Source organism: Luteimonas sp. TWI662 (assembly GCF_039673825.1).
GTDB lineage: Bacteria > Pseudomonadota > Gammaproteobacteria > Xanthomonadales > Xanthomonadaceae > Luteimonas.
The window spans coordinates 440,028-462,956 of sequence record NZ_JBDJMI010000001.1 but is presented as its reverse complement, the minus strand read 5'-3'; the positions used below and the strand labels follow the sequence as shown (position 1 = coordinate 462,956).

Annotated in this window: 23 protein-coding genes and 1 pseudogene; 9 read left to right on the top strand and 15 right to left on the bottom strand. The window is 70.4% G+C overall.

Annotated elements, in window-relative coordinates; translation table 11 throughout:
- Window positions 1-60 precede the first annotated feature (60 nt).
- The 3 genes from ABE488_RS02320 to ABE488_RS02310 are packed head-to-tail and all read right to left on the bottom strand — an operon-like array spanning window position 61 to window position 2,157.
- A complete protein-coding gene (locus ABE488_RS02320) occupies window positions 61-972 on the bottom strand; it encodes a histone deacetylase family protein (RefSeq protein ID WP_346443091.1) in 912 nt (303 codons plus the stop codon).
- A 40-nt stretch (window positions 973-1,012) separates the two neighbouring features.
- Window positions 1,013-1,564 (bottom strand): cob(I)yrinic acid a,c-diamide adenosyltransferase, encoded by a 552-nt coding sequence (locus ABE488_RS02315; RefSeq protein WP_346442973.1) that lies wholly within the window; start codon window positions 1,562-1,564, stop codon window positions 1,013-1,015.
- Between the two features lie 5 nt (window positions 1,565-1,569).
- The gene (locus ABE488_RS02310) at window positions 1,570-2,157 is read right to left on the bottom strand and encodes a hypothetical protein (protein ID WP_346442971.1); all 588 of its coding nucleotides are present in this window, start codon (window positions 2,155-2,157) and stop codon (window positions 1,570-1,572) included.
- A 100-nt stretch (window positions 2,158-2,257) separates the two neighbouring features.
- Between ABE488_RS02310 and ubiH the strand changes: the two genes are divergently transcribed.
- From ubiH to ABE488_RS02295, 3 genes are all read left to right on the top strand, one after another.
- Window positions 2,258-3,466 carry a 2-octaprenyl-6-methoxyphenyl hydroxylase gene (ubiH, locus tag ABE488_RS02305; RefSeq protein WP_346442969.1) on the top strand — a complete coding sequence of 403 codons (1,209 nt, stop codon included), beginning with the start codon at window positions 2,258-2,260 and terminating at the stop codon, window positions 3,464-3,466.
- Entirely contained in the window at window positions 3,463-4,641 is a 1,179-nt protein-coding gene (locus ABE488_RS02300; protein WP_346442967.1) for an FAD-dependent oxidoreductase, read from the top strand. Before ubiH ends, ABE488_RS02300 begins: the two co-directional genes overlap by 4 nt.
- 89 nt (window positions 4,642-4,730) lie before the next feature.
- Window positions 4,731-4,952, top strand: a complete 222-nt coding sequence (locus ABE488_RS02295; protein ID WP_346442965.1) for a hypothetical protein — start codon at window positions 4,731-4,733, stop codon at window positions 4,950-4,952.
- 22 nt (window positions 4,953-4,974) lie between these two features.
- Here ABE488_RS02295 and ABE488_RS02290 read toward each other — a convergent pair whose 3' ends face one another.
- The 7 genes from ABE488_RS02290 to ABE488_RS02260 form a co-directional block, all read right to left on the bottom strand.
- Window positions 4,975-5,916 carry a DUF808 domain-containing protein gene (locus ABE488_RS02290; RefSeq protein ID WP_346446952.1) on the bottom strand — a complete coding sequence of 314 codons (942 nt, stop codon included), beginning with the start codon at window positions 5,914-5,916 and terminating at the stop codon, window positions 4,975-4,977.
- Window positions 5,917-5,994: 78 nt separating this feature from the next.
- Window positions 5,995-6,333: a hypothetical protein gene (locus ABE488_RS02285; protein WP_346442962.1), complete on the bottom strand. Its 339-nt coding sequence runs from the start codon at window positions 6,331-6,333 to the stop codon at window positions 5,995-5,997.
- Between the two features lie 21 nt (window positions 6,334-6,354).
- A complete protein-coding gene (gene rlmM / locus ABE488_RS02280; RefSeq protein WP_346446950.1) occupies window positions 6,355-7,452 on the bottom strand; it encodes a 23S rRNA (cytidine(2498)-2'-O)-methyltransferase RlmM in 1,098 nt (365 codons plus the stop codon).
- Between the two features lies 1 nt (window position 7,453).
- A complete protein-coding gene (locus ABE488_RS02275; RefSeq protein WP_346442958.1) occupies window positions 7,454-8,014 on the bottom strand; it encodes a nucleoside deaminase in 561 nt (186 codons plus the stop codon).
- Between the two features lie 40 nt (window positions 8,015-8,054).
- Window positions 8,055-8,432 (bottom strand): hypothetical protein, encoded by a 378-nt coding sequence (locus ABE488_RS02270; protein ID WP_346442956.1) that lies wholly within the window; start codon window positions 8,430-8,432, stop codon window positions 8,055-8,057.
- Between the two features lie 100 nt (window positions 8,433-8,532).
- Complete coding sequence (locus ABE488_RS02265; RefSeq protein ID WP_346446992.1) at window positions 8,533-9,084, bottom strand: CPBP family intramembrane glutamic endopeptidase; 552 nt, start codon at window positions 9,082-9,084, stop codon at window positions 8,533-8,535.
- Window positions 9,085-9,218: 134 nt separating this feature from the next.
- Entirely contained in the window at window positions 9,219-10,988 is a 1,770-nt protein-coding gene (locus ABE488_RS02260) for a glutamine--tRNA ligase/YqeY domain fusion protein (RefSeq protein ID WP_346442954.1), read from the bottom strand.
- 244 nt (window positions 10,989-11,232) lie between these two features.
- On the opposite strand from ABE488_RS02260, the gene ABE488_RS02255 reads away from it, so the two are divergent.
- The 3 genes from ABE488_RS02255 to msrA all read left to right on the top strand — a co-directional run bounded on the left by ABE488_RS02255 (window position 11,233) and on the right by msrA (window position 15,096).
- Entirely contained in the window at window positions 11,233-13,383 is a 2,151-nt protein-coding gene (locus ABE488_RS02255) for a diguanylate cyclase (RefSeq protein WP_346442952.1), read from the top strand.
- Window positions 13,384-13,443: 60 nt separating this feature from the next.
- Window positions 13,444-14,376, top strand: coding sequence for a DMT family transporter (locus tag ABE488_RS02250; RefSeq protein WP_346446948.1), 933 nt, complete (start codon window positions 13,444-13,446; stop codon window positions 14,374-14,376).
- 66 nt (window positions 14,377-14,442) lie between these two features.
- Entirely contained in the window at window positions 14,443-15,096 is a 654-nt protein-coding gene (gene msrA, locus ABE488_RS02245; RefSeq protein ID WP_346442949.1) for a peptide-methionine (S)-S-oxide reductase MsrA, read from the top strand.
- 21 nt (window positions 15,097-15,117) lie between these two features.
- Here the strand turns inward: msrA and ABE488_RS02240 are convergent, their stop codons facing one another.
- The 4 genes from ABE488_RS02240 to ABE488_RS02225 all read right to left on the bottom strand — a co-directional run bounded on the left by ABE488_RS02240 (window position 15,118) and on the right by ABE488_RS02225 (window position 20,043).
- Window positions 15,118-16,038, bottom strand: coding sequence for a LysR substrate-binding domain-containing protein (locus ABE488_RS02240; RefSeq protein WP_346442948.1), 921 nt, complete (start codon window positions 16,036-16,038; stop codon window positions 15,118-15,120).
- A 94-nt stretch (window positions 16,039-16,132) separates the two neighbouring features.
- Entirely contained in the window at window positions 16,133-17,713 is a 1,581-nt protein-coding gene (gene ahpF, locus ABE488_RS02235; RefSeq protein WP_346442946.1) for an alkyl hydroperoxide reductase subunit F, read from the bottom strand.
- Window positions 17,714-17,883: 170 nt separating this feature from the next.
- Window positions 17,884-18,447 carry an alkyl hydroperoxide reductase subunit C gene (gene ahpC, locus ABE488_RS02230; protein WP_346446945.1) on the bottom strand — a complete coding sequence of 188 codons (564 nt, stop codon included), beginning with the start codon at window positions 18,445-18,447 and terminating at the stop codon, window positions 17,884-17,886.
- A 699-nt stretch (window positions 18,448-19,146) separates the two neighbouring features.
- Window positions 19,147-20,043 (bottom strand): alpha/beta hydrolase, encoded by an 897-nt coding sequence (locus ABE488_RS02225; protein ID WP_346446944.1) that lies wholly within the window; start codon window positions 20,041-20,043, stop codon window positions 19,147-19,149.
- Window positions 20,044-20,107: 64 nt separating this feature from the next.
- On the opposite strand from ABE488_RS02225, the gene prmC reads away from it, so the two are divergent.
- From prmC to ABE488_RS02210, 3 genes and pseudogenes are all read left to right on the top strand, one after another.
- Window positions 20,108-20,947, top strand: a complete 840-nt coding sequence (prmC, locus tag ABE488_RS02220) for a peptide chain release factor N(5)-glutamine methyltransferase (RefSeq protein WP_346446943.1) — start codon at window positions 20,108-20,110, stop codon at window positions 20,945-20,947.
- 46 nt (window positions 20,948-20,993) lie between these two features.
- Entirely contained in the window at window positions 20,994-21,935 is a 942-nt protein-coding gene (gene pip / locus ABE488_RS02215; RefSeq protein WP_346446941.1) for a prolyl aminopeptidase, read from the top strand.
- A gap of 122 nt (window positions 21,936-22,057) precedes the next feature.
- Window positions 22,058-22,276 (top strand): annotated as a pseudogene (locus ABE488_RS02210) (alkylphosphonate utilization protein); the annotation flags it as partial.
- 38 nt (window positions 22,277-22,314) lie between these two features.
- Here ABE488_RS02210 and ABE488_RS02205 read toward each other — a convergent pair.
- Window positions 22,315-22,881, bottom strand: a complete 567-nt coding sequence (locus tag ABE488_RS02205) for an NUDIX hydrolase (protein ID WP_346446940.1) — start codon at window positions 22,879-22,881, stop codon at window positions 22,315-22,317.
- Window positions 22,882-22,929 lie beyond the last annotated feature (48 nt).

The window sequence follows — 22,929 nt, the reverse complement described above, 5'->3', positions numbered from 1 at the left end:
CATGTGTAGCGGCAATGCAGCCCCTCGACCTTCCGTTCACGTCCGCAGGCGCGGCCCCGCTCAGCCTGCCAGTGCCTGAAGGTGGGCGACGGCGCACTCGCGCAGCGCTTGCAGGTCGTAGCCGCCTTCGAGCATCGACACCAGGCGCCCCTCGGCGTGGCGGTCGGCCAGTGCGACCAGTTCGCGGGTCAGCCAGGCGAAGTCCTCGGCCTCGAGCTCGAGTTGGGCCAGCGGATCGAGGCGATGGGCATCGAAGCCGGCCGACACCAGCACCAGTTGCGGGGCGAAGGCATCGATCTCGGGCAGGATCCGCTCCCGCCAGGCCTCGCAGAAACGGGCGCTGCCGGTGCCCGGCGCCAGTGGGATGTTGACGATGTTGCCGACCCCGCGCTCGCGGCGCAGGCCGGTATCGGGGAACAGCGGCAACTGGTGCGAGCTCAGATACTGCACCCGCGGCTCCTGCTCGAAGATCGCCTGGGTGCCGTTGCCGTGGTGCACGTCGAAATCGACGATCGACACCCGCATCAGCCCGTAGCGGTCCAGTGCGTGGGCCGCGGCGACGGCGATGTTGTTGAACAGGCAGAACCCCATCGCGATGTCGGCGGTGGCGTGGTGGCCGGGGGGGCGCACAGCGCAGAACGCCCGGCGCAGTTCGCCGTTGCAGACCAGATCGACCGCGGCGACACCGGCGCCCGCGGCATACAGCGCGGCCTGGGCCGAGCCGGGCGAGAGCACGGTGTCGGCGTCGAGTGGGATGCGGCCGGTCGGCTGCGATTCGAGCACCGTCTGCAGCAGGGTCTCGTCGTGCACCCGCAGCAGTTGCCCCCGGGTCGCGGCCGGGGCCTGGCGCAGATCGAGGTCGGGGAACGCGGCCCGCAGCGCCTCGATCACCGCGACCAGCCGCTGCGGTCGCTCGGCATGGTCGGGGCCGGTGTCGTGGTCCAGGCACGCGGCATGCGAGAACACCGGCACCTGCCGGTCGTCGCCGCCGAAGCCGATCGGGTGGTGCATGTCAGGCGTGCCGCCGGGGTTGCCACAGCACCTCGCCGTGGCCGTCGCCCCGGGCGAGCACCCGGGCCAGCACGAACAGCAGGTCAGACAGGCGGTTGAGATAGCGCAGTGCCTGCGGCCGGACCGTCTCCACGCGCGACAGCGCGACAGCCTCGCGCTCGGCGCGGCGCACGATGGTGCGCACGAGGTGGCAGCGCGCCGCGGCCTCGCCGCCGCCGGGCAGGATGAAGTCCCGCAATGGAGGCAGCGTGTCGTTGTAGCGGTCGAGCTGCGCTTCGAGTTCCGCGATGTCCGCGTCTTCGATCGCGGCGTGGCCGGGGATGCACAGTTCGCCGCCCAGGTCGAACAGCCGGTGCTGGAGCGCGGTCAGCAGCGTGCGCACGTCCTCGGGCAGCGGCGTGGCGAGCAGCAGGCCGAGGGCCGAATTCGCCTCGTCGACAGTGCCGTAGGCCGCCACCCGCAGCGCGTCCTTGCCGGTCCGGCTGCCGTCTCCCAGGCCGGTCGAGCCGTCGTCGCCGGTGCGGGTGTAGATCCTGGAGAGGCGATGGCCCATTGCGCTCAGTCGGCGCCGAGGGTGTGGGCCGCGGCCGGTCGCGGCAGAACGCGGGCCAGCAGCATGTGGGCCATGACGGCGGCGGCGACGTAAAGCGCGGTCGTCCACAGGTAGGCCGGCAGCCAGTCAGTGTAGTTCTTCCACCAGCCGGCCAGGGTCGGCGACGTGACGCTGTCGCTGATCCAGTAGAAGCTGCCCTGGGCCAACAGGTGGCAAAGCGCGACCGATACGATCAGCGCGGCTGCAAGCCTGGCCAGCGCGACGGATGCGCGTCTCCCGCGGTACCCGCCCAACCAGGCGCCGCCCATCCACAGCGCGAAATGGGCCGGGATCAGGCACCAGTAGGCCGGCGATACGCAGTAGTGCTGCCAGAACGACAGCCCCTGGGCGTGGATGACGAGGGCATCGATCGCCACGGCCAGGATCATCAGTGCCGGAAATGCCAGGCGCGTCCATGGCCGCAAATAGAGACCGCCGAGGAAGAACACCGCCCAGGAGGCATCGGGAACCGCCGCGAAGTGATGCACGCGGGTTGCGGCCATGAGCAAGGCCAGCGAGGCGAGGATCATGGCGCGGCGGGCGGTGGCGGACATGCTGCTGTTCCCGGCGGAGACGGACGTGACCGGCATTCTATCGGAGCGCCGGCAAGCCGGCGTGGCGCGGAGCACCGGGCCGAACGCTTATCATCGCGCCATGAACCATGCACATCAGGTCCTGATCGTCGGTGGCGGGCTGGTCGGTGCCAGTCTGGCGATCGCACTCGATCGCGCCGGCGTCGACACCGGGCTGGTCGAGGCGACGCCGCCCGAAGCGATGCCGGCGGTGTTCGACGAGCGCAATCTCAGCTTCGCCGAGGCCACGGTCAACGCGCTGACCGCGCTGGGCGTGCTGCAGAAACTGCAGATGCCGCCGGGCCCGATCCGCCGCATCCACGTCAGCCGCCAGGGCGACTTCGGCCGCCTGCGGCTGGACGCCGCCGACTACGGCCGCGACCAGTTCGGGCAGGTCGTCGTCGCCCGCGACTTCGGTCAGGCGCTGGAGGCGCGGCTGGGCGAACTGTCGCATCTGACCCGCTACCGGCCCGCGCGCTTCATCGGGCTGGAGCCGGAGGCCGATGGCCGTCGCATCGCGCGCATCGCGGGCAGCGACGGCGAGCAACGGATTGGTGCGGCGCTGGTTGTCGCCGCCGACGGCACGGCGTCCGCCGTCCGTGCGGCATTGGGCATCGACACCCAGGAACACGACTATCGCCAGGACCTGTTCGTCGCGCGGCTGCGCACGGCGCGGGCGCCGGACGGCAGCGCGTTCGAACGCCTGACCGACAGCGGCCCGACCGCGCTGCTGCCGCGTGGAGATCGCCACTACGGTCTGGTGCACGGCGTCGATCGCGACGCCGCCGACGCGGTCGCCGCACTCGACGAGGCCGCGTTCCTGGCCCGCGTGCAAACGGCGTTCGGCTGGCGTGCGGGTCGGTTCGAGACCGTCGGCCCGCGGAGCCGCTACCCGCTGCGCCGCGTCGTCGCCGAATGCACGGCCGCTGCACGCGCGGTGCTCGTCGGCAATGCGGCGCAGACCCTGCACCCGATCGGCGCGCAGGGGTTCAATCTCGGGCTGCGCGATGCACTGACGCTGGCCGAACTGGTCGCCGACGGCGACGATTCCGGTGCGCCTGCGCTGGTGGCGGCCTGGGCGGCGCGCCGCCATGAGGACCGCACGCGCACGCTGGCGTTCTCCGACGGCCTGGCGCGGCTGACCGCGAATCCGTCGCCGCTGCTGCGCCCACTGCGCAGCGCCGGATTGCTGACGCTCGATGCCGACCGCAGCCTGCAGGCGATGCTCGCCGGCGGCGCGATGGGCTACCGCGGCGACGTGCCGGCGCTGTGTCGCGGAGCCACGGCATGAGCCGGCGCGGCGTGCGCGATGTCGTGGTCGTCGGCGGTGGCGTGGTCGGTGCGGCCTGTGCGTTGGCGCTCGCTGGCCAGGACCTGGACGTGGTGCTGGTCGAGGCCCGGCCGCCGGCCGGCTGGACGCCGGCCGAGCCGGACCTGCGCGTGTATGCGTTCGCGCACGACAACGCGCGCTTGCTGGCGCAGGTCGGCGTCTGGGACGCGGTGCGCGCCGCACGCGCCCACCCCTATCGGCGCATGCGGGTCTGGGACGCCGGCGGCGGCAGCGAACTGGACTTCGACGCCGATGCGCTGGGCATGCGTGAGCTGGGCTGGATCGTCGAGCACGGCCTGCTGGTGGATCGGCTCTGGGCGCAGTTGGCCGCGGCCGGGGTCGAGGTGCGCAGCCCGGCGACGGTCGAGGCGCTGGAAACGGCCGCAGGTTCGGTCGCGCTGCGGCTGGCCGACGGCCGCCGGATCGAGGCGCGGCTGGCGATTGCGGCCGACGGCGCTGGCTCGGCGCTCCGCCGGCTGGCTGGAATCGGTGCGCAGGCCCACGACTACGGCCAGAGCGGCGTGGTGGGATATGTGCGCGGTGAGCGGCCGCACGAGGACACAGCCTGGCAGCGCTTTCTGCCGACCGGCCCGCTGGCGTTGCTGCCTTGCGGCGACGGCACCTGTTCGATCGTCTGGACGCTGCCGGCCGACGAGGCCGCGCGCGTGCGCAGCCTGGGCGACGTCGCGTTCGCCGACGCGCTGACGCGCGCCGCGGAAGGGCGCTTCGGGCACCTGACGCCGGTCTCGGCGCGGGCGGCCTTTCCGCTGCGCCGCCAACTGGTCGACAGCCAGCGCGCCGGGCGCGTGCTGGTGATCGGCGATGCCGCGCATGTGGTGCATCCGCTGGCCGGCCAGGGCGTGAACCTGGGGCTGCGCGATGTCGCAGGCCTGGCGGAGGCGGTGGCACAGGCCCGCCGCCGCGGTGCGGCCTGGGATGCGCCGCATCGACTGGCGCGCTGGGCGCGCACCCGGCGCAGCGACAACACCGTCGCGGCCTACGCATTCGAGGCCATCAACCGCGTCTATTCGACCGACGCGCTGGCACCGACGCTGCTGCGCAGCCACGCGCTGGGCATCGCGCAGGCGCTGCCGCCGCTGCGCAATCTGCTGTGGGCGCGCGCGGCCGGTCGCTGAGCCGACGCGGCGTCGCCGGCCTGTGGGCGGCGGCCTGCGCGGCAGCGTGGCTGGGCGCGGCGCCTGCATTCGCGCTGCGACAGTGTCCGATGGTCAGCGACGATGCGGGGCTGTTCGCGTTTCTCGGCGTCGCCTGCCTCGTGTTGGCGGTCGTCGTCGGCAGCGCAGTGCCCTGGATGACGTTCCGCAGGCTCCGTGGGCGGCGGGCCGCAGTTGTCGCCGTGGGCATGCTGCTGGCGGTCGTTGCGATGCTGGCGATCTGGGGCGCGGGCATCTGGGTCTGGGGCGCCTGGGCGGTCATGCGCTGCTGACCAGGCGGCGCCCGTTGTCGTGTCAGCCCGCCGGTGGGTGCGCCTTGTCCGGACGCAGGCGGCGGACGCCCGACACCACTGCGACTGCCAGGCCGCCGGCAACCACGCCCACGACCGCATTGATCAGCGTCGGGACCAGCGCGTCGAGCACGGTGCCGATCGTCGGCAAGGCACCCAGGCCGGTTGCGGCCTCGTCGATCCAGGTCGCCAGATCGTGGATGGCGTGGGTGATGATGCCGCCGCCGACCAGGAACATCGCGGCGGTCCCGACGATCGCCAATCCTTTCATCAGCCAGGGGGCGGCACGCAGGATCGCGCGGCCCGCCGCCTGCGCCGTTGCCGAGGCGCGACGGGTCAGCGCCAGGCCGGCGTCGTCGAGTTTCACGATACCCGCGACCAGGCCGTAGACCCCGGCGGTCACCAGCGCCGAGATGCCGACGAGCACGCCCAACTGGGTCGCGAAGGGTTGACCGGCGACGGTGCCCAGGGCGATCGCGATGATTTCGGCCGACAGGATCAGGTCGGTACGCACCGCGCCGCGGATCTTGTCGCGCTCGAACGCCACCGGATCGACATCGGCCGCAGCCAGCGCTGCGGTGCGTGCGGGCTTGTCGGCATCATCGCGCGCGCGGTGCACGAGCTTGTGCAGAACCTTCTCGAAGCCCTCGTAGCACAGGAACAGGCCGCCGGTCATCAGCAGCGGGGTGACCAGCCACGGTAGCCAGGCGCTGATCGCCAGGGCGCCGGGCACCAGAATCAACTTGTTGCGCGCCGACCCTTTGGCGACCGCCCAGACGACCGGCAGTTCGCGGTCGGCCTGCACGCCGGTGACCTGCTGCGCGTTGAGGGCCAGATCGTCGCCGAGCACGCCCGCGGTCTTGCGCGCGGCGACCTTGGTCATCAACGCGACATCGTCGAGCACGGTCGCGATATCGTCGAGCAGGGTCAGCAGGCTGAAAGCCATCGCAAGGGCGCCAAAAAAGAGAGGTCGGCGCGCAGTATCCGTCAGCGCGGTGAGCGCGCGATCACGCGCCCCGGGACGTCACCGGGCCAGCGCGTAGGCGGCGAGCGCGAAGGCCAGCGCCGCGGCGGTCGCAGCGGCCACGGCCAGCCGGTTGGACAGCACCAGCCGCCGCTCCAGGCGCTCGGCGCCCAGTTGCAGGACCTCGATGGTCTTCTGCATGTCGGCGGCGAGTTTGGCGATGGAGTCGGCGTTTTGGCTCGCCGCGTCCTGCAACTCGCCGATCTGCGCGTCGATCACGTCCATCCGCCGCTGCTGGCCAAGATCGGCCTGGGGCGGGGTGCGGGTGAAGATCGGCCGTGCCAGGCGCACGATCTCGGGCAGGTACGGGGCGACGGCGGTGATCCAGCCTGCGGCCATGGGAAGTCCTCCAGTGCGCGCCTACTCGACGCTGGCGTAGACCGTGATCTCTTCGCGGTCATGGTAGAGCTGGCGGGCACGGACCGTCAGCGTCGCATGCTCACCTGCGTTGTTGGCGAACAGGTCCAGCGCCAGCAGTGTTTCCTGCCAGCGCTTCTTCATCGGCAGCTTGAGATTGAAGATCGCGTGCCGGCACCAGCCCTCGCGGAACCAGGTGGCCATGCGTTCGGCCACGCGGCGCGGCTGCTCGACCATGTCGCAGACCAGCCAGTCGACCGGACCGACGGGTTGATAGCGGAAGCCGTCGACGCGGTGGTGATCGACCAGGCCGGTGTCGAGCAGGTCGGCCTGCATCGGCCCGTTGTCGACTGCGACCACGCGCATGTGCTCGCGCGTCAGCACCCAGGTCCATCCGCCGGGGGCCGCGCCCAGATCGACCGCGCGCATGCCCGGCTTGATGCGCGCATTGCGCTCGCGCTCGGTCAGCAGGGTCATGAAAGCCTCTTCGAGCTTCAGCGCCGAGCGCGACGGCGCCTCAGTGTGGGTGCGCAGGCGCGGGATGCCCATCTCCCAGGGCGCGCTGTCGCCGACGACCGATTGCGCGATGAACGCGTGGGTCCCGCTGACGAAGAAGACATGCAGGCGCGGGAAGCGCGCTTCGTCCTTCTGGCTCAGGAAGCCGCGCTTGCGCAGCGCAGGGCGCAGCGCGTTGCCGAAACTGCGCGCCAGGCCGGCGAGCTGCTTGCCGTCGTCGGAATCGGGATGCTCGACGATCAGCTCGCCATGACGTCCGCGGCCGGCCAGGGCTTCGAAGATCGGCGTGATCCGATCGCTCGGGTTCAGGTCGCGCAGTTCGGCCAGCAGCATCAGCTTCTGGCGCGCGAAGATCAGTTCGCGGAACGGCAGTTCGTGAGTCAGGGCCGGGCCGTTGTCGGAATGGAACAGCACATAGCCGTCGCCGCGCCGGGTCTGCGCATAGCCGGCAACGCGCACGCCAGCGGCGCGATCGGTCAGCTCCGCGGCCAGGTCGGACTCGAAACCGGGGCGGCAATAGCACAGCAGGCCGCTGACCGGCGGGACGGTGCCGGGGTCCGGCTGGGCCGGGTCGATGTCGCGCATGTCAGTACTTCGCTCCTTCGGACTCGCCGTAGGCACGCAGCACCGTGCAGGCCTCGTCGCGCAGCAGGTCGCGCACGACCGCGATGCCGCGCTCGGTCAGTGCGCCGACCCAGTCCTCGGGCAGCGGGCCTTCGTCGAACGACGTCAGCGCCTCGACATCCTCGGCGCGGGCGCCGATCAGCAACCGGTCGATGCCGGCCCACACGGTGGCGCCGTAGCACATGCAGCACGGCTGCGACGAGGTCGCCAGGGTGACCGGGCCGATGCGCTCGTTGAGCCGCGGCGTCTGCAGCCGTTGCTGGGCCAGCATGTAGGCCATGGTCTCGGCGTGGGCGACCGAGCAGGTGTGGGGCATCACCCGGTTCACGCCGACCGCCACGATGCGGTCCTGACCGTCGAAAACCGCGGCGCCGAACGGGCCGCCGCTGGCGGCCTCGACATTGCGCTGCGACAGCGCGATCGCGAGTGCGACCTTGGCCTCGTCGCCGGGATAGGCGCGCGCGGTGTCGACGTGCTCGTGGACCCAGGCGGGCAGGGTGAGGTGGACTTGTGCGTACAGCATTGCGGATCCCTTGGAAGAAGACAGGCGGCGAAAGCCGCGGTCAGCGCGTGTGCACGCGCATCGGCGCCGCTTCGCAGCGGTTGGAGACGCAGCGACAGGCCTCGATCTGCCGGAAGCCGCAGACCGATGCCAGGCCGCGCGCGGCGCAGTCGGCGGCGACGGCCTGCGGATCGACCGCAGCGTCGCGATGGACGCAGGCCGGATAGACGCCGCAGCAGTTGCCGACATTCTTGACTGCGCAGTCGGCATCGACGTTGCAGCCGGTGTCGGGGGCCAGCGGATTGCCGGCCCCGGCCGACAGAGCGGGAGGCGCGCCGGCCGGCGGCGATGTTGGCGTGTGCGGCGCCGCGCAGGCTGCAAGCGCGAGCAACGAGACCAGGGCGCAGAGGCCGAACAGCAGGGAGCGCAAACGATTCATCGGCGCGATGGTACCGCTCCGGCCCCGTCAGCGTGTCGAGCGCGCGCTGTGCTCGCGTGTCGGGCGCGGGCGCGGGCGCGGCGAGCGAACCGGCGTCGCCTCAGACCCAGCCCAGGTACAGCGTGGTCACGCCCCAGGTGTCGATCAGACCATGCGCCAGCACCAGCGCCCAGAGGTTGCGGCCCGAGCGCAGGTAGGCCGCGCAGAACAGCCCGCCCACCAGGCCGGTCAGCACGATTCCCGCCAGCCCCTGATCTGCATGCATCAGACCGAACACGACGCCGCCGGCCAGGATCGCGAGGGCGTCGCCGGCGCGCGTGGTACGCAACAGCGCCGTGAGCTGATGCATCAAAAAGGCACGGAAGACGAGCTCTTCGCCCAACGCCGCGCTGAGCCAGGCGCCCAGAACCAGGTCGCGCGCCATCGGGAGGTTGCCGCGCAGCGCGCCGTAACCGCTGTAATCCACCGGCGTCCCGGTCAGTCGGTCGACCAGCGGTTCGAGCACCGGGCCGACGATGCCTGCGACCAGGACGACCAGCGCAGCCGTCCAGCCGAGCGTCGCCCACAGGCGCTGTCGCCCGACGCCGGCGGCCGGCCAGCGGCGCGTCTCGACCAGCACCCAGGTCACGGCGAGCGCGCCGACGATCGGCATCCGCCAGGGAAAGGGCAGCCACGGGACGTCGGCCAGCGACAGCACCGTTGCGATCGCCCCGAGGCGAACGAGCGGGTGCGTCATCCACGGCGGACTGGCGTGCACGTCCGGCACCGACGTGGGCGTGTCGGCGATCAGCCGCCGGGCTTGGCCGATGTCCAGACGTCGCGCAAGGTGACGCTGCGGTTGAACACCGGCCGGTCGGTGGCGTGGTCGTAGCGGTCGGCGACGAAGTAGCCCAGACGCTCGAACTGGAACGCCTGCTCCGGCGCGGCCTGCGCGGCGGCCGGCTCCACGTAGCCGGTGGTGCTGCGCTTGGAGTCGGGATTGAGATGGTCGCGGTAGGTCTTGCCGGCGGATTCGTCGTCCGGCTTCTCGACGACGAACAGGCGGTCGTAAAGCCGCACTTCGGCTTCGACTGCATGCGCCGCACTGACCCAGTGGATCGTGCCTTTGACCTTGCGGTTGGCGCCTTCCATGCCGGGCCGCGACTCGGGATCGAGCGTGCCGCGCAGTTCGACAATCGCACCGTCGGCGTCCTTGATCACTTCGTCGACGCGCACGATGCCGGCGCCACGCAGGCGGACCTCGCCACCGGGCACCAGTCGCTTCCAGCCCTTGGGCGGCACTTCGGCGAAATCCTCGCGCTCGATCCACAGCTGGCGCGAGAACGGCACCTCGCGCGTGCCCTGCGCCTCGTCCTTGGGATGGTTGGGGAAGGTCAGCGTTTCGGCATGGCCCTCGGGCAGGTTGCTCAGCACCAGCTTGAGCGGGTCGATCACCGCCATGCGCCGCGGCGCGCGCGCATCGAGGTCGTCGCGCAGCGCACCTTCGAGCACCGAGAAGTCGATCACCGAATTCTGCTTGCTGATGCCGACCCGGTCCACCAGCAACCGCAGGCTCGAGGGTGTGTAGCCGCGGCGACGCAGCCCCTGCAGCGTGTACATGCGCGGGTCGTCCCAGCCGTCGACCAGGCCGTCGGCGACCAGTTGGGTGAGCTTGCGCTTGCTCATCACGGTGTAGTTGATGTTCAGGCGCGAGAACTCGATCTGGCGCGGCTTGCCCGCCACCACCGGCAGGCCGCGTGCGCTCAAGGAGGCGAGCAGTTCGGGATGTCCGGCCAGGTCGACCCGGTCGACGACCCAGTCGTAGAGCGGCCGATGGTCTTCGAATTCCAGCGTGCACAGCGAATGGGTGATGCCTTCGACCGCATCGCCCAGCGCGTGCGCATAGTCGTACATCGGGTAGATCGGCCAGGCATCGCCGGTGTTCTGGTGGGCGAGGTGCTTGATCCGGTACAGCGCCGGGTCGCGCAGGTTCATGTTGCCGCTGGCCATGTCGATCTTCGCGCGCAGCGTGCGCGTGCCGTCGGCGAACTCGCCGGCGCGCATGCGCCGGAACAGGTCCAGGTTCTCGTCCACGCTGCGGTCACGGAACGGCGAGTTCCGACCCGGCTCGGTCAGGGTGCCGCGGTACTGGCGGACCTGTTCGGCGGTCAGGTCGCAGACGAATGCATCGCCCTGCGCGATGAGCTTCTCGGCGGCCAGGTAATAGACCTCGAAGTAATCCGAGGCGTGGCGCAGTTCGGCCCAGTCGAATCCCAGCCAGCGCACGTCGTCCTCGATCGCGCGCACGAACGCCAGGTCTTCCTTCTCCGGGTTGGTGTCGTCGAAGCGCAGGTTGCAGCGCCCGCCGAACTCGTCGGCGATGCCGAAGTCCAGGCAAATCGCCTTGGCGTGACCAATGTGCAGATACCCGTTGGGCTCAGGCGGAAAACGGGTCCGGACCGTGGTGTGCCGGCCGCTGGCGAGGTCGTCGCGGACGATCTGCCGGATGAAGTCCTGGCGGACCGGAGCGGCGGCATCGGTGGGCGGGGCGGCGGATTCGATCGGACCTGCGGACATGGGGCGGACGGCTCGGGAGAGGCGGAATGAACTGCGCAGTGTAGCGGACCGGTCGGCGGAGACTGCGGTGGCGGGAGCTGCCCGCAGTGCCGCGCTTCTGTGACCGCCAATGACATAATAGTGTGACGGAGTACGGATTTCCGACGGGAAGGAGCAGGATGCAGCGCGACAGCGACAACGCGCGCGGGCAACGCGTGGGCGACGATGCGTCGGCCGCGCGCTGGCGTGTGCGAGAGGGCCGCCGATGACGAGCAGCGAACGTGCGCGTGCGATTCCCGGCCATGGTTGGGTACTGGCCGGCTGCCTGCTGTTATTGCTGGGCCTGTTCGTCGCGTTGGTCGCCTCCACCCAGTTGCGGCCGGGTGAGCGCCGCGCGGTCGAGATCCTGGCGCCCGCGCCCGATGCGGCCCCCGAGGTCGAGGCGCGCTTGCGCTTCACGCTGCCCAGCGGCGATGCCGCCGGCGGACGCTGGGCGCTGTGGTTTCCCCGCGAGATGGTCGAGGGGCTGCAGTTGTACGCAGCCGATGGCTGGCACAGCGAGCCGCGCGGCTTCTTTCGGGTCGGCGATGACGAGGGCATGTTGCCGACCGGCTACGGCTTCGTGTTGCCGGACTGGCAAGGCCCGGTGGAACTGACGCTGCATGCCGACCGGCCGCTCCCGGCGACGATGCGGCCGGTGTTGGCCCGCGCTGTCGATGTGCGACGGATCGAGCGCTCGGGCGTCGCGCTGGCCGGTGCGGTCTACGGCGGGCTGATGGCCCTGGCGGCGATGGCGCTGGCACTGGCGCACGCCTCGCGCGACCGCCTGTTCGTCGGGTTCTTCGGCTATGTGGTCGTGTTGGTGCTGCTGCTGCAGGCCCGCAACGGGCATCTGTACGGGTTGCCCGGCGCGTCGCTGCTGGGGGCGTGGCGCGAGCAGGGCGTCTCGGCCCTGGCCCTGCTGTATGCCGCGGTCTGGCTGTCGCTGGTGCGTGCCTACGCGATGCCCGGGCGCGGCGATCGTCTGGTGGGCATCGTCCGCGTGTTGGGGGGCGTGTTGACGGCGCTGGCCGTAGTCTGTGCCCTGCGCCTGCCGGCGCTCGATGGCGTCATGGAACGCATCACCGCGTACGGCTGGCTGCTGGCAGGCGTTGCTGGGCTGGCAATGCTGGTCGACGGCGCCCGCCGCGGTGTCGTGCTGTCCGGCTGGCTGCTGGTGACCGCGCTGGTGCCCGTCGTCGCCGGCGCCTGGGCGGCGCTGGTCCGGCACGGGCTCGTCCCCGACGTACCGCTCGTCCATCTGGGGTATCAGGGCGGCGCGGTGGCCTTCGTGCTGGTGTTGGGCCTGGCGCTGGTGCAGCGCATCGGCGACTACCGCGACCAGCGCGACCGCGACCGGATCGCGCGGCTGGAGACCGAGCGCCGCATGCGGCGGGAGGCCGCCCGCGCGAACCTGTCGGCCGCCCTGCAGGCCCAGCTTGACGGACTGGACGCGGTGGACCTGCCGGCCTGCGGCTTTCGCTTGCTGGTCGAACACCTGATGCCCTTGGTGCCTGCCGAGTCGTGCGCGGTGATGCTGCGTGGCTATCTTGGCGTGGACCGGGTGTTCGTCGAGCCGGTCGGTGTGGCCGCGCGCGTCGAACGCAGCCTGGGCTCGCGCGAACAGGCCCTGCGCCGGCTGGCCGTGGCAGGTGTGGCGACCCAGCAACCCGCGCCAGAGGAGGGGCGCGGGCCGGCGATCGAGGCGTGGGTGCCGTTGCAGATGCGTACGCCGGTCTGGGGCGTGCTGGTGATGCGTCGTGCCGGCGACGCTGGATTCCTGCCCGAGGACATGGCGCTGATCGCCGAGCTGCTGCGGCTGGTGCAGCAGCACGTCGACCAGGCGGCGGCCGCGCTCAAGCTGCGCCGTTCGGCGGAGATGGACGCGCTGACCGGGACGATGAACCGCCGCATGCTCGATCAGTGGGTGGCGCGGATCTTCGCCGATGCGGTCCGCGACGAACGGCCGGTGTCGGTGCTGTTCGTCGATCTGGACCACTTCAAGTCGGTCAACGACCGGTATGGCCATGCCTGCGGCGACGACTGCCTGCGCCGGGTTGCTGCCGCGCTGCAGGGCGCGTTGAGCGACGGCGCGGTGTTCGGCCGCTACGGCGGCGAGGAGTTCATCGTCGTGCTGCCGGGCCTGGAGGGCGCAAGGGCGCGGATCATCGGCGAGCGCATGCGCATGGCGGTCGAGGAGGTCGATGTCCGCCACGAAGGCGCACGCGTCGGGCTGTCGGTCAGCATCGGCATCGCGACCCGACGCCGCGGCGAGCGCACCGCCGCCGAGACACTGGCGCGCGCAGACAAGGCGCTCTACGCCGCCAAGCACGAGGGCAGGAACCGCGTCCGGATGGCGCCGGCGGTGTTCGCCTGAGGTGCTGGCCGGGGGCAGGGCGCTGCTACGCTGCCGTTCCCCCATCGTCGGATTGGTGCCATGCAGGAGGTTCCCGCCGGCCGCGCCGCGCTCGCGAGCATGCTGGCCGGCGCCGTATTGATCGGCAGCAATGGCCTGATGGTGCGCCTGGCCGGCACGCCGCCGACGATTTCGGCGTTCTACCGCATGCTGTTCGCTGGCGCGCTGCTGATCCTGTGGGTCGCGCTGCGCCGCGATTGGCGGCCCATTCCTGCGCGACTGTGGTGGCTGGCATTGCTGCCTGCCGCCGCGTTTGCGGCCGATCTGTGGTTATGGCATCGCAGCATCCTGCTGATCGGCCCCGGCCTGGCGACGCTGCTGGCGAACGCGCAGGTGTTCTTCATGGCGCTGGCCGGCATGCTGCTGTTTGGCGAACGACTGGGGCCGCGCTTTTTGAGCGGCATCGTGCTCGCGTTCGCGGGGCTGTGGCTGCTGCTGGGCGCCGACTGGGCCACGCTGCCGGCCGACTACCGCTGGGGCGTGTGGCTGGGGCTGGGAACCGGGCTGTGCTACGCGGTCTACAACATCGGTCTGCGCCAGGTGCAGCGCGCCGGGCTGCGGTTGGCGCCGCTGCGCGCCGCGCCGATCGCGCAGGTGCTGGCGCTGGTGTCGTTGCTGTGTGCGGTGCTGCTGGGCCTGGCGGGTCTGGCCGAGGGCGTGTCGTTTGCGATTCCCGGCTGGCGTGCCCTGGTCTGGTTGCTGTTGCTGGCCGGGCTCGGGCACTGCCTGAGCTGGATGCTGATCTCGCGGGCGATGCAGCAGTTGCCGGTCGCGCTGGTGGGCCTGTTGTTGCTCGCCCAGCCGGTCTGCGCGTTCGTGCTCGATCTGGTGGTGCTGCAGCGACCGACGGTGCCGCGCGAATGGCTGGGGCTGGCGTGTACCCTGGCCGGCATCTTCCTCGCCGGGCTGAAGGGCCGCGATCGCGCACGGGCCTCGCAGCCGCAGCGCCCTTGAACCCCGGGTCGGGATGCCGCATCCATGAGGAGCGGCGACCGGCCGCATCCGCAGGAGGGTTGGACGATGCTGGGAATCGGAGCGTGGAAGCAGCGCCTGCCACGGGCGCAGGACGCACTGCCCGGCCGCGACACGCCGCTGCCGCTGCACAACGCGCATGCCGTGCATGGCCGTCCGCTGCGCGATGCCTTCGACGGCCTGGAACAGGTGCAGTTCGGCATGGGCTGCTTCTGGGGCGCGGAGCGCAAGTTCTGGTCGCTGCCCGGCGTGGTGACGACGGCGGTCGGCTACGCCGGCGGGCTGACCCCCAACCCGACCTACCGCGAGGTGTGCTCGGGCCAGACCGGGCATGCCGAGGTCGTGCTGGTGGTCTACGACCCGGCGCAGGTCGCCTTCGAGCATCTGCTGCAGCTGTTCTGGGAAGGCCACGATCCCACCCAGGGCATGCGTCAGGGCAACGACGTCGGTACCCAGTACCGCTCGGCGATCTACTGCACCACCGCCGACCAGCATGCGCTGGCGGTGCGCAGCCGCGATGCCTACCAGGCGGGGTTGCAGGCCGCGGGCTTTCCGGCGATCACCACCGAGCTCGCGGGGCCGCCCGCGCCGACGTTCTACTACGCCGAGGACGAGCACCAGCAGTATCTGCACAAGCATCCGGGCGGCTACTGCGGGCTGGGCGGCACCGGCGTCGCCTGCCCGGTGGGCGTGGCGCTGTAGCGTCGCCGACGCGCGGAAAGCTCAGGCGGCGCGCGGCGCCGCCGGGTCGAGCAAGCCGGCCGGCAGCGCGCGCAGCGCCTCGGCCAGTCGCAGCAGGAATTCGTGCATCGCCGAGCTGCGGCGCCACACCATCGCGATCCGGCGCGTCGGGCGGGTATCGCTGAAATCGAGCAAGTGCAGGTGCGGCGACGGCGCCACCGGTGGTTTGGTCGCGAGCACCGGCAGCAGGGTCACGCCGACGTTTGCGGCGACCATCTGGCGCAGCGTCTCCAGGCTCGTGGCGCGGAACTCCGCGTGCTCGGCGGCGCCCGACAACCGGCACACATCCAGCGCCTGCTCGCGCATGCAGTGCCCGTCCTCGAGCAGCAGCAGCTTCTGCTGCGACAGCGCCGGCAGGTCCAGGCGGTCCTGCGCGGCCAGCGGATGACGGTCGGATACCGCGAGCACGAAGGGCTCTTCGAACAGGAACTGCGTGTGCAACTGCTCATCGTCGAGCGGCAGGGCGAGAATCGCCGCGTCGAGCCGGCCGTCGTGCAGCCGAGACAGCAGCACGTCGCTCTTTTCCTCGATCAGCAGCAGCTCGAGTTCGGGGAAGCGTGCGCGCACCAGCGGCACGGCGTGCGGCAGCAGATAGGGACCGAGCGTGGGAAACACGCCGAGCCGGATCGAGCCGGCCTCGGGGTCGGCGCTGCGCCGCGCGACGTCCTTCATCTGTTCGATGTCGGCGACGATCCGACGCGCGCGCTCGGCGATCTGCTGGCCGGTCGGCGTCAGCATGACCTTGCGCGGCGCCCGCTCCACCAGCGCCACGCCCAGTTCCTCTTCCAGCTTGCGGATCTGCGTCGACAGCGTCGGCTGGCTGACGAAGCAACTGGCGGCGGCGCGGCCGAAATGCCGATGTTCGGCCAATGCGACGAAGTAGCGCAGATCCCGCAGGTTCATCGCTGTGCGCTCCAATTGCCCTGCGCCGACGCGCTGCCCGGTCGCCGCGATGCGACGATCGGGCAGGCCGCATGGTGCGCGGGCGCGCCCATGCTCAGGCGGCCGCCGCCTGAGCGGCCGGCGCCGAGTGCCGGATCAGATGGTCGAACGCGCTCAGTGCCGCCTTCGACCCTTCGCCCATCGCGATGACGATCTGCTTGTAGGGCACGGTGGTCGCATCGCCGGCGGCGAACACGCCCGGCACGCTGGTCTGGCCGCGGGCATCGACGACGATCTCGCCGCGCGGACTCAACTCGACCACGCCCTTCAACCATTCGGTGTTGGGCAGCAGGCCGATCTGCACGAACACGCCTTCGAGCTCGACACGGTGGTCGCTGCCGCCAACGCGGTCGCGGTACACCAGGCCATTGACGCGGCTGCCGTCGCCGAGCACCTCGGTCGTCTGCGCGCTGGTGACGATGCGCACGTTCGCCAGGCTGCGCAGCTTGCGCTGCAGCACCTCGTCGGCGCGCAGCTGCGCGTCGAACTCGATCAGCGTGACGTGGGCAACGATGCCGGCCAGGTCGATCGCGGCCTCGACGCCGGAGTTGCCGCCGCCGATCACCGCCACGCGCTTGCCCTTGAACAGCGGCCCGTCGCAATGCGGACAGTAGGCCACGCCCTTGTTGCGGTATTGATCCTCGCCCGGCACGTTCATCTGCCGCCAGCGCGCGCCGGTGGCCAGTACCACGCTGCGCGAGCGCAGCGAGGCGCCGTTCTCCAACTGCACCTCGATCAGCCCGTCGTCGCCGGCCGGCACCAGACGCGTCCCGCGCTGCAGGGTCATGATGTCGACCTCGTACTCGCGCACGTGCTGCTCGAGCGCAGCGGCGAGCTTCGGGCCCTCGGTCTCCTTGACCGAGATGAAATTCTCGATCGCCATCGTGTCGAGCACCTGGCCGCCGAAACGCTCGGCGGCGATGCCGGTGCGGATGCCCTTGCGCGCGGCGTAGATCGCCGCAGCCGCGCCGGCCGGGCCACCGCCCACGACCAGCACCTCGAACGGTGCCTTGTCGGCGATCTTCGCGGCCTCGCGCTTCGCAGCGCCAGTGTCGAGCTTGGCGACGATCTGCTCGAGCGTCATCCGGCCCTGATCGAACTTCTCGCCGTTGAGGAACACGGTCGGCACCGACATGATCTCGCGCGCCTCGACCTCGTCCTGGAACAGGGCGCCGTCGATGGCCACGTGGCGGATGCGCGGATTGAGCACGGCCGCCAGATTCAGCGCCTGCACCACGTCCGGGCAGTTCTGGCACGACAACGAGTAATAGGTTTCGAACAGGTAGTCGCCCTCGAGCGCGGCGACCTGCTCGAGTGTCTCCTGCGCGGCCTTCGAAGGATGGCCGCCGACCTGCAGCAGCGCCAGCACCAGCGAGGTGAACTCATGCCCCATCGGCAGGCCGGCGAAGCGCAGCGAGATGTCGTGACCGGGTGAGGTCAGCGCAAACGACGGGCGCCGCGCATCGTCACCGCCCACATCGATCGTGATGCGATCGCTGGCTTGGGCGAGATCGTCGAGCAGACTGCGCAGCTCGTCAGACTTGGGGCTGTCGTCGAGCGAGGCCACGATGTGGATCGGGCGCACGGCGCGGGCCAGGTAGCCCTTGAGCTGGGCTTTGAGGTCGGCTTCCAACATGGACGGCTCCTGGAGGCAGGGTGGGCGGCGCGCGACGCGCCGTGATCGCGCATCGGGCGGCGGGAGGGAGGCGAACCGGAAACCGCGCGTTGTGCACGGGCTCCGGTTCGCCTCCATCCCCGAGGCGGGGATGGAGGCGGCCGCGGCACGCGCCGCGGCCGGCACGCGGATCAGATCTTGCCGACCAGATCCAGCGACGGTGCCAAGGTCTTCTCGCCTTCCTTCCACTTGGCCGGGCAGACCTCGTTCGGATTGGCGGCGACGTACTGCGCGGCCTTGAGCTTGCGCAAGGTCTCGGTGACATCGCGGGCGATGGCGTTGTCGTGGATCTCCAGCGTCTTGATCACGCCTTCGGGGTTGATGACGAAGGTACCGCGCAGCGCGAGGCCTTCTTCCTCGATGTGCACGCCGAACGCGCGGGTCAGCTGATGGGTCGGGTCGCCGACCAGCGGGAACTGCGCCTTGCCGACGGCCGGCGAGGTCTCGTGCCACACCTTGTGCGAGAAGTGCGTGTCGGTGGTGACGATGTAGACCTCGGCGCCGGCCTTCTGGAACTCGGCGTAATGCTCGGCGGCGTCCTCGACCTCGGTCGGGCAATTGAAGGTGAAGGCGGCCGGCATGAAGATCAGCACCGACCACTTGCCCTTCAGGCTCTCGTTGCTGACTTCGACGAACTCGCCGTTCTGGAACGCAGTGGCCTTGAACGGCTTGATCTCGGTGTTGATGAGGGACATGGAAACTCCTTGGGTGAAGAGGGTGCGGCCGTGAACGGCCGGCGGCCGGAGAGACCGGCTGGGCATAGGTTAGGCGCGCTCTATCGATATGTAAAATCGATAAGTTGAATCCTATCGATAGGTTCAGGCTATCGTTTGCGGATGGGCGGATTTGCCCATGAAAACGCTTGCAATGGCTGTTGCACTGCAGCAATATCAGGCGCAAGGGGCCGGTCGACGCAATATCGGTGACTCGCCCAGGCGGTCCAGGCCGCACACTCCGTTCCGTGTCCGTACCTCCCTCCCACACGTGTCACGGAATCTTTGAAGGCGGCTTCGGCCGCCTTCATTTTGTCTGTCTGCAAGCGCGAGGACGGGCTTTGCTCCGGACGGGCAGCCGCCTGCTGGCCGGAAACCGCTCTCCCCTCGGCAAGGCCGCTGCACGGTCCGGCCACGCGACAATACGACCCGGCTCGATCCGTCAGGATAAAACCGGGGTCTGAGTGAAATTTCGCGGGGCTAAAATTGCACTCTGACCCCGGTTTTGGACCCCCGGTTTTGTGAGGTGCGCGCGGCCGAGTCAAGCATGCGAACGCCACGCGTGCGTCGCGTTGCCGGACCGCGAAGCGGCCCCGAAAGAGGGGAAAGCGGCTTCTGTCGGCGGGCAGTGGCCGGTCTGAACTGGAGAATTAGTCTTCCCTCCCCCCCAAAAGAAGACCCTCAGTTGGTCAGCGCGCCCGCCGCGTTGCGGGCAGCATCTGGTCCGGACGCTGATGTCGGCCTCGTCGTGGATACGAAGTCCAGCACCGCGGGCAGCACCGTTGGCGCTCGCGCCGGGTTGTAGAACGCCGCTGCGGGCGCGAAATGATGCGCGCCGGGCAAGACCCGCAGCGTCGAGGCCTCGCCGTGACCGCGTAGCGCGGCGTCCAGGCGCCGGCTGTTGTCCACGTCGACCGTGCGGTCGGCATCGCCGTGCACCAACAGGAATGGCGGCTCGTCGCCATCGACGAACCGCAGCGCCATCGCGTCGGGCCATTGCGCGCGCGGTCCGAACACCGGCGCCAGGCGCGGGCCGATCGCAAAGTCATAGGGGCCGGCCAGGCCGATCACCCCGGCCAGATCGCGCGGTGCCATGCCGACCGCCGCAAGATGGCGCGCATCGGTGCCCAGCAGCGCCGCGATCTGCGCGCCGGCCGAGTGCCCGGCAACGAACAGCCGTCGCGGATCGCCGCCGTACGCCTGTACGTGATCGCGGGTCCAGCGCACCGCCCGCGCCGCGTCGCCGACGAAATCGGGAAAGCAGGCCGCCGGATACGTGCGGTAGTCGGCAATGATCGCGACGATGCCGTGCTGCGCCAACCGGCTGCCGACGAAGCGGTACTGCGCCCGGCGGCCATGCCGCCACGCACCGCCATAGAAGAACACCACGACGGGTGCGCCGCTGACCGGTGCGGCCGGCCGGTAGATGTCGAGCGACAGCGCGCGGTCGACGTCGTAGACCGCGCTGGCCGCGGGGCGTTCGCTGTGTCGGTTGACCACTGCGAAGAACGCGCTCTGGCAGGCGCAGAGCGTGAGCGCGAACAGCGCCGCAAGGCAGATGCGCAGCGATGAAGGCATCGGCGGTCGCTCAAGCGAGAAGGCGGCCACCATGCCGGCGTCCGCACCGCTACGATGTGAAGTCATGGCTACGTCTTCTCCCCGACTCGATGCGCTGCTGCGCGCCGCCGCGTCGCGTATCGACGCCACCGACGCCCGCTGGCTGCTCGCGCATGCCGTCGAGCGCTCGCACAGCTGGCTGTTCGCGCACGGCGACGCCCCCATCGAGCCGGCGCAGGCCGCGCGCTTCGAGGCTTTGGTGGCGCGCCGCGCTGCGGGCGAGCCGGTCGCCTACCTGATCGGCCGTCGTGGGTTCTGGCGGTTCGACCTGGCGGTGTCCCCGGCGACGCTGATTCCTCGACCCGAGACCGAGCGGCTGGTCGAACTGGCGCTGGCACGGCTGCCGGCCGGGCCCGGCGCCGCGGTCGCCGACCTGGGCACCGGCAGCGGTGCGGTTGCGCTCGCGCTTGCGGTCGAGCGTCCGGACGTCGAGGTGGTCGCGACCGATTCAAGTGAAGACGCACTCGCCGTCGCGCGCGCCAATGCCGCCGAACTGGAGCTGGCGCGCGTGACGTTCCTGGCCGGCGACTGGTACGCGCCGCTCGCAGGCCGCCGCTTCGATGTGTTGGTCAGCAACCCGCCGTACATCGAGGCGGACGATCCCCACCTGGCCCGCGGCGATCTGCGCTTCGAGCCGCCAACCGCGCTGGCCTCCGGCGACGACGGCCTCGATGCGATCCGCGTGCTGGCCGGTGGCGCCTGTGCGCATCTGCGCCCCGGCGGCTGGTTGCTGGTCGAACATGGGCTGGCGCAGGGTGCGGCAGTGCGCGCGCTGTTCGAAGCGGCCGGGCTTGGCGAGGTGGCGACCGTGCGCGATCTCGAGCAGCGCGACCGCGTGACCTTCGGACGCGCCGAAGGCACCTGACCGCGGCTGTTAGAATGGCGGCCGGTTCCTTTTCGGATGCCCGTGCATGCGACAGCTCTATCCTGCCATCGAACCCTACGACACCGGTTCGCTGGCCGTCGACGATCGACACGTCCTCTACTACGAACAGTGCGGCAACCCGAAGGGCAAGCCGGTCGTGCTGCTGCACGGCGGTCCGGGCGGCGGTTGCAGCCCGAAGATGCGCTGCTTCCACGATCCGGCGAAGTACCGCATCGTGCTGTTCGACCAGCGTGGCGCGGGACGCTCGACGCCGCATGCCGATCTGGTCGCCAACACCACCTGGGATCTGGTCGCCGACATCGAGCGCCTGCGCGAGCACCTGGGCATCGAGCAGTGGCAGGTCTTCGGTGGCTCGTGGGGGTCGACGCTGGCGCTGGCCTACGCCCAGCGTCACGCGCGCCGGGTCACCGAACTGGTCCTGCGCGGCATCTTCATGCTGCGTCGCGACGAACTGGAATGGTTCTACCAGGAAGGCGCATCGCGGCTGTTCCCGGAGGCCTGGCAGCAGTACATCGCCGCGATTCCGCAGAACGAGCGCGGCGACCTGATCGCTGCATTCCACAAGCGCCTGACCAGCGACGACGAGGGCGTGCGCCTGGACGCTGCGCGCGCGTGGAGCGTCTGGGAAGGCGCCACGAGCTTCTTGCACATCGACGAGGACTTCGCCGACAGCCACGCCGATGCGCAGTTCGCGCTCGCATTTGCGCGTATCGAGAACCACTACTTCGTCAACGGCGGCTTCTTCGAGGTCGACGACCAGCTGCTGCGCGACGCCTACCGCATCGTCGACATCCCCGGCGTCATCGTGCACGGCCGCTATGACGTCGTCTGCCCGGTGCAGAACGCCTGGGACCTGCACCAGGTCTGGCCGAAGGCCGAGCTGGTGATCACGCCGGCGTCGGGTCACTCGGCGTTCGAGGCCGAGAACATCGACGCGCTGGTCCGCGCGACCGACCGCTTCGCCTGATCCACTGTGCGCCCGCAGCCGCGGGCGCACGTGCTCTTGCTCACGCACCCGCGTGTGGCACGCCTTCATCGATGCGCCGGACGCCGGCGCGCACCACGGGACATCGCACCATGTCGGAAGAAGACACCCTCGTCGTCAAGGACAGCAACGGCACCACGCTCGCCGATGGCGACTCGGTCACGCTGATCAAGGACCTCAAGGTCAAGGGCACCAGCGTCACGCTCAAGCGCGGCACGCTGGTCAAGAACATCCGTCTCACTGACGACGCCGACCTGATCGAGTGCAACGCCGAGAAGGTCAAGGGCCTGGTGCTGCGCACCGAGTTCCTCAAGAAGGCCTGAGCGCAGACGGTGCCGGGCGCAGGCCCGGCCGGTGGCCGTCAGTCGACCCGGGTGCCGTCAGGCTCGTGGTCGATCATCCAAAGCCCTGCCCAGAGTTTGAGGTCGAGCTCATAGCCTTCGGCATGCTTGCGCATCAGCCAGGCCGGCGCACTGGCGCGCGGTACGGCGTGGACGATGATGTCCTCGTCGTCGATGCCGCCGCCGGCGCCGACCCGGGTCAGCTCGCGGGCACGGACGAACGCCACGCGCTCGCTGCTCATCCCCGCCGTCGTCGGGCCGGTCAGCAGCACATCGATGCGGCCGGCCGACCAGCCGGTCTCTTCGATCAGTTCGCGCCTGGCCGCGTCTTCGAGTGCGTCGGAGCTACCGCGGTCGCCGACCAGACCGGCCGGCATCTCGATCGTGCGCGCTCCCAGCGGCACCCGGAACTGCTCGACGAACAGCACCTCGTCGTCCGGCGTGACCGCAATGATCAGCACCGCCATGCCGTTGCCGCCGTGGGTGCGCTCGCACGATTCCCACTTGCCTCGGCGCACCAGCCGCAGCCAGTCGCCCTGGTAGAGCACCTCCGCCGCTTCGGCGGGTCCCGCGTCCGGATTCGTCATGCGCCGATGGTAGTCGCCTCGCCATGGCGCCGGTAGCAGGGCGATGAT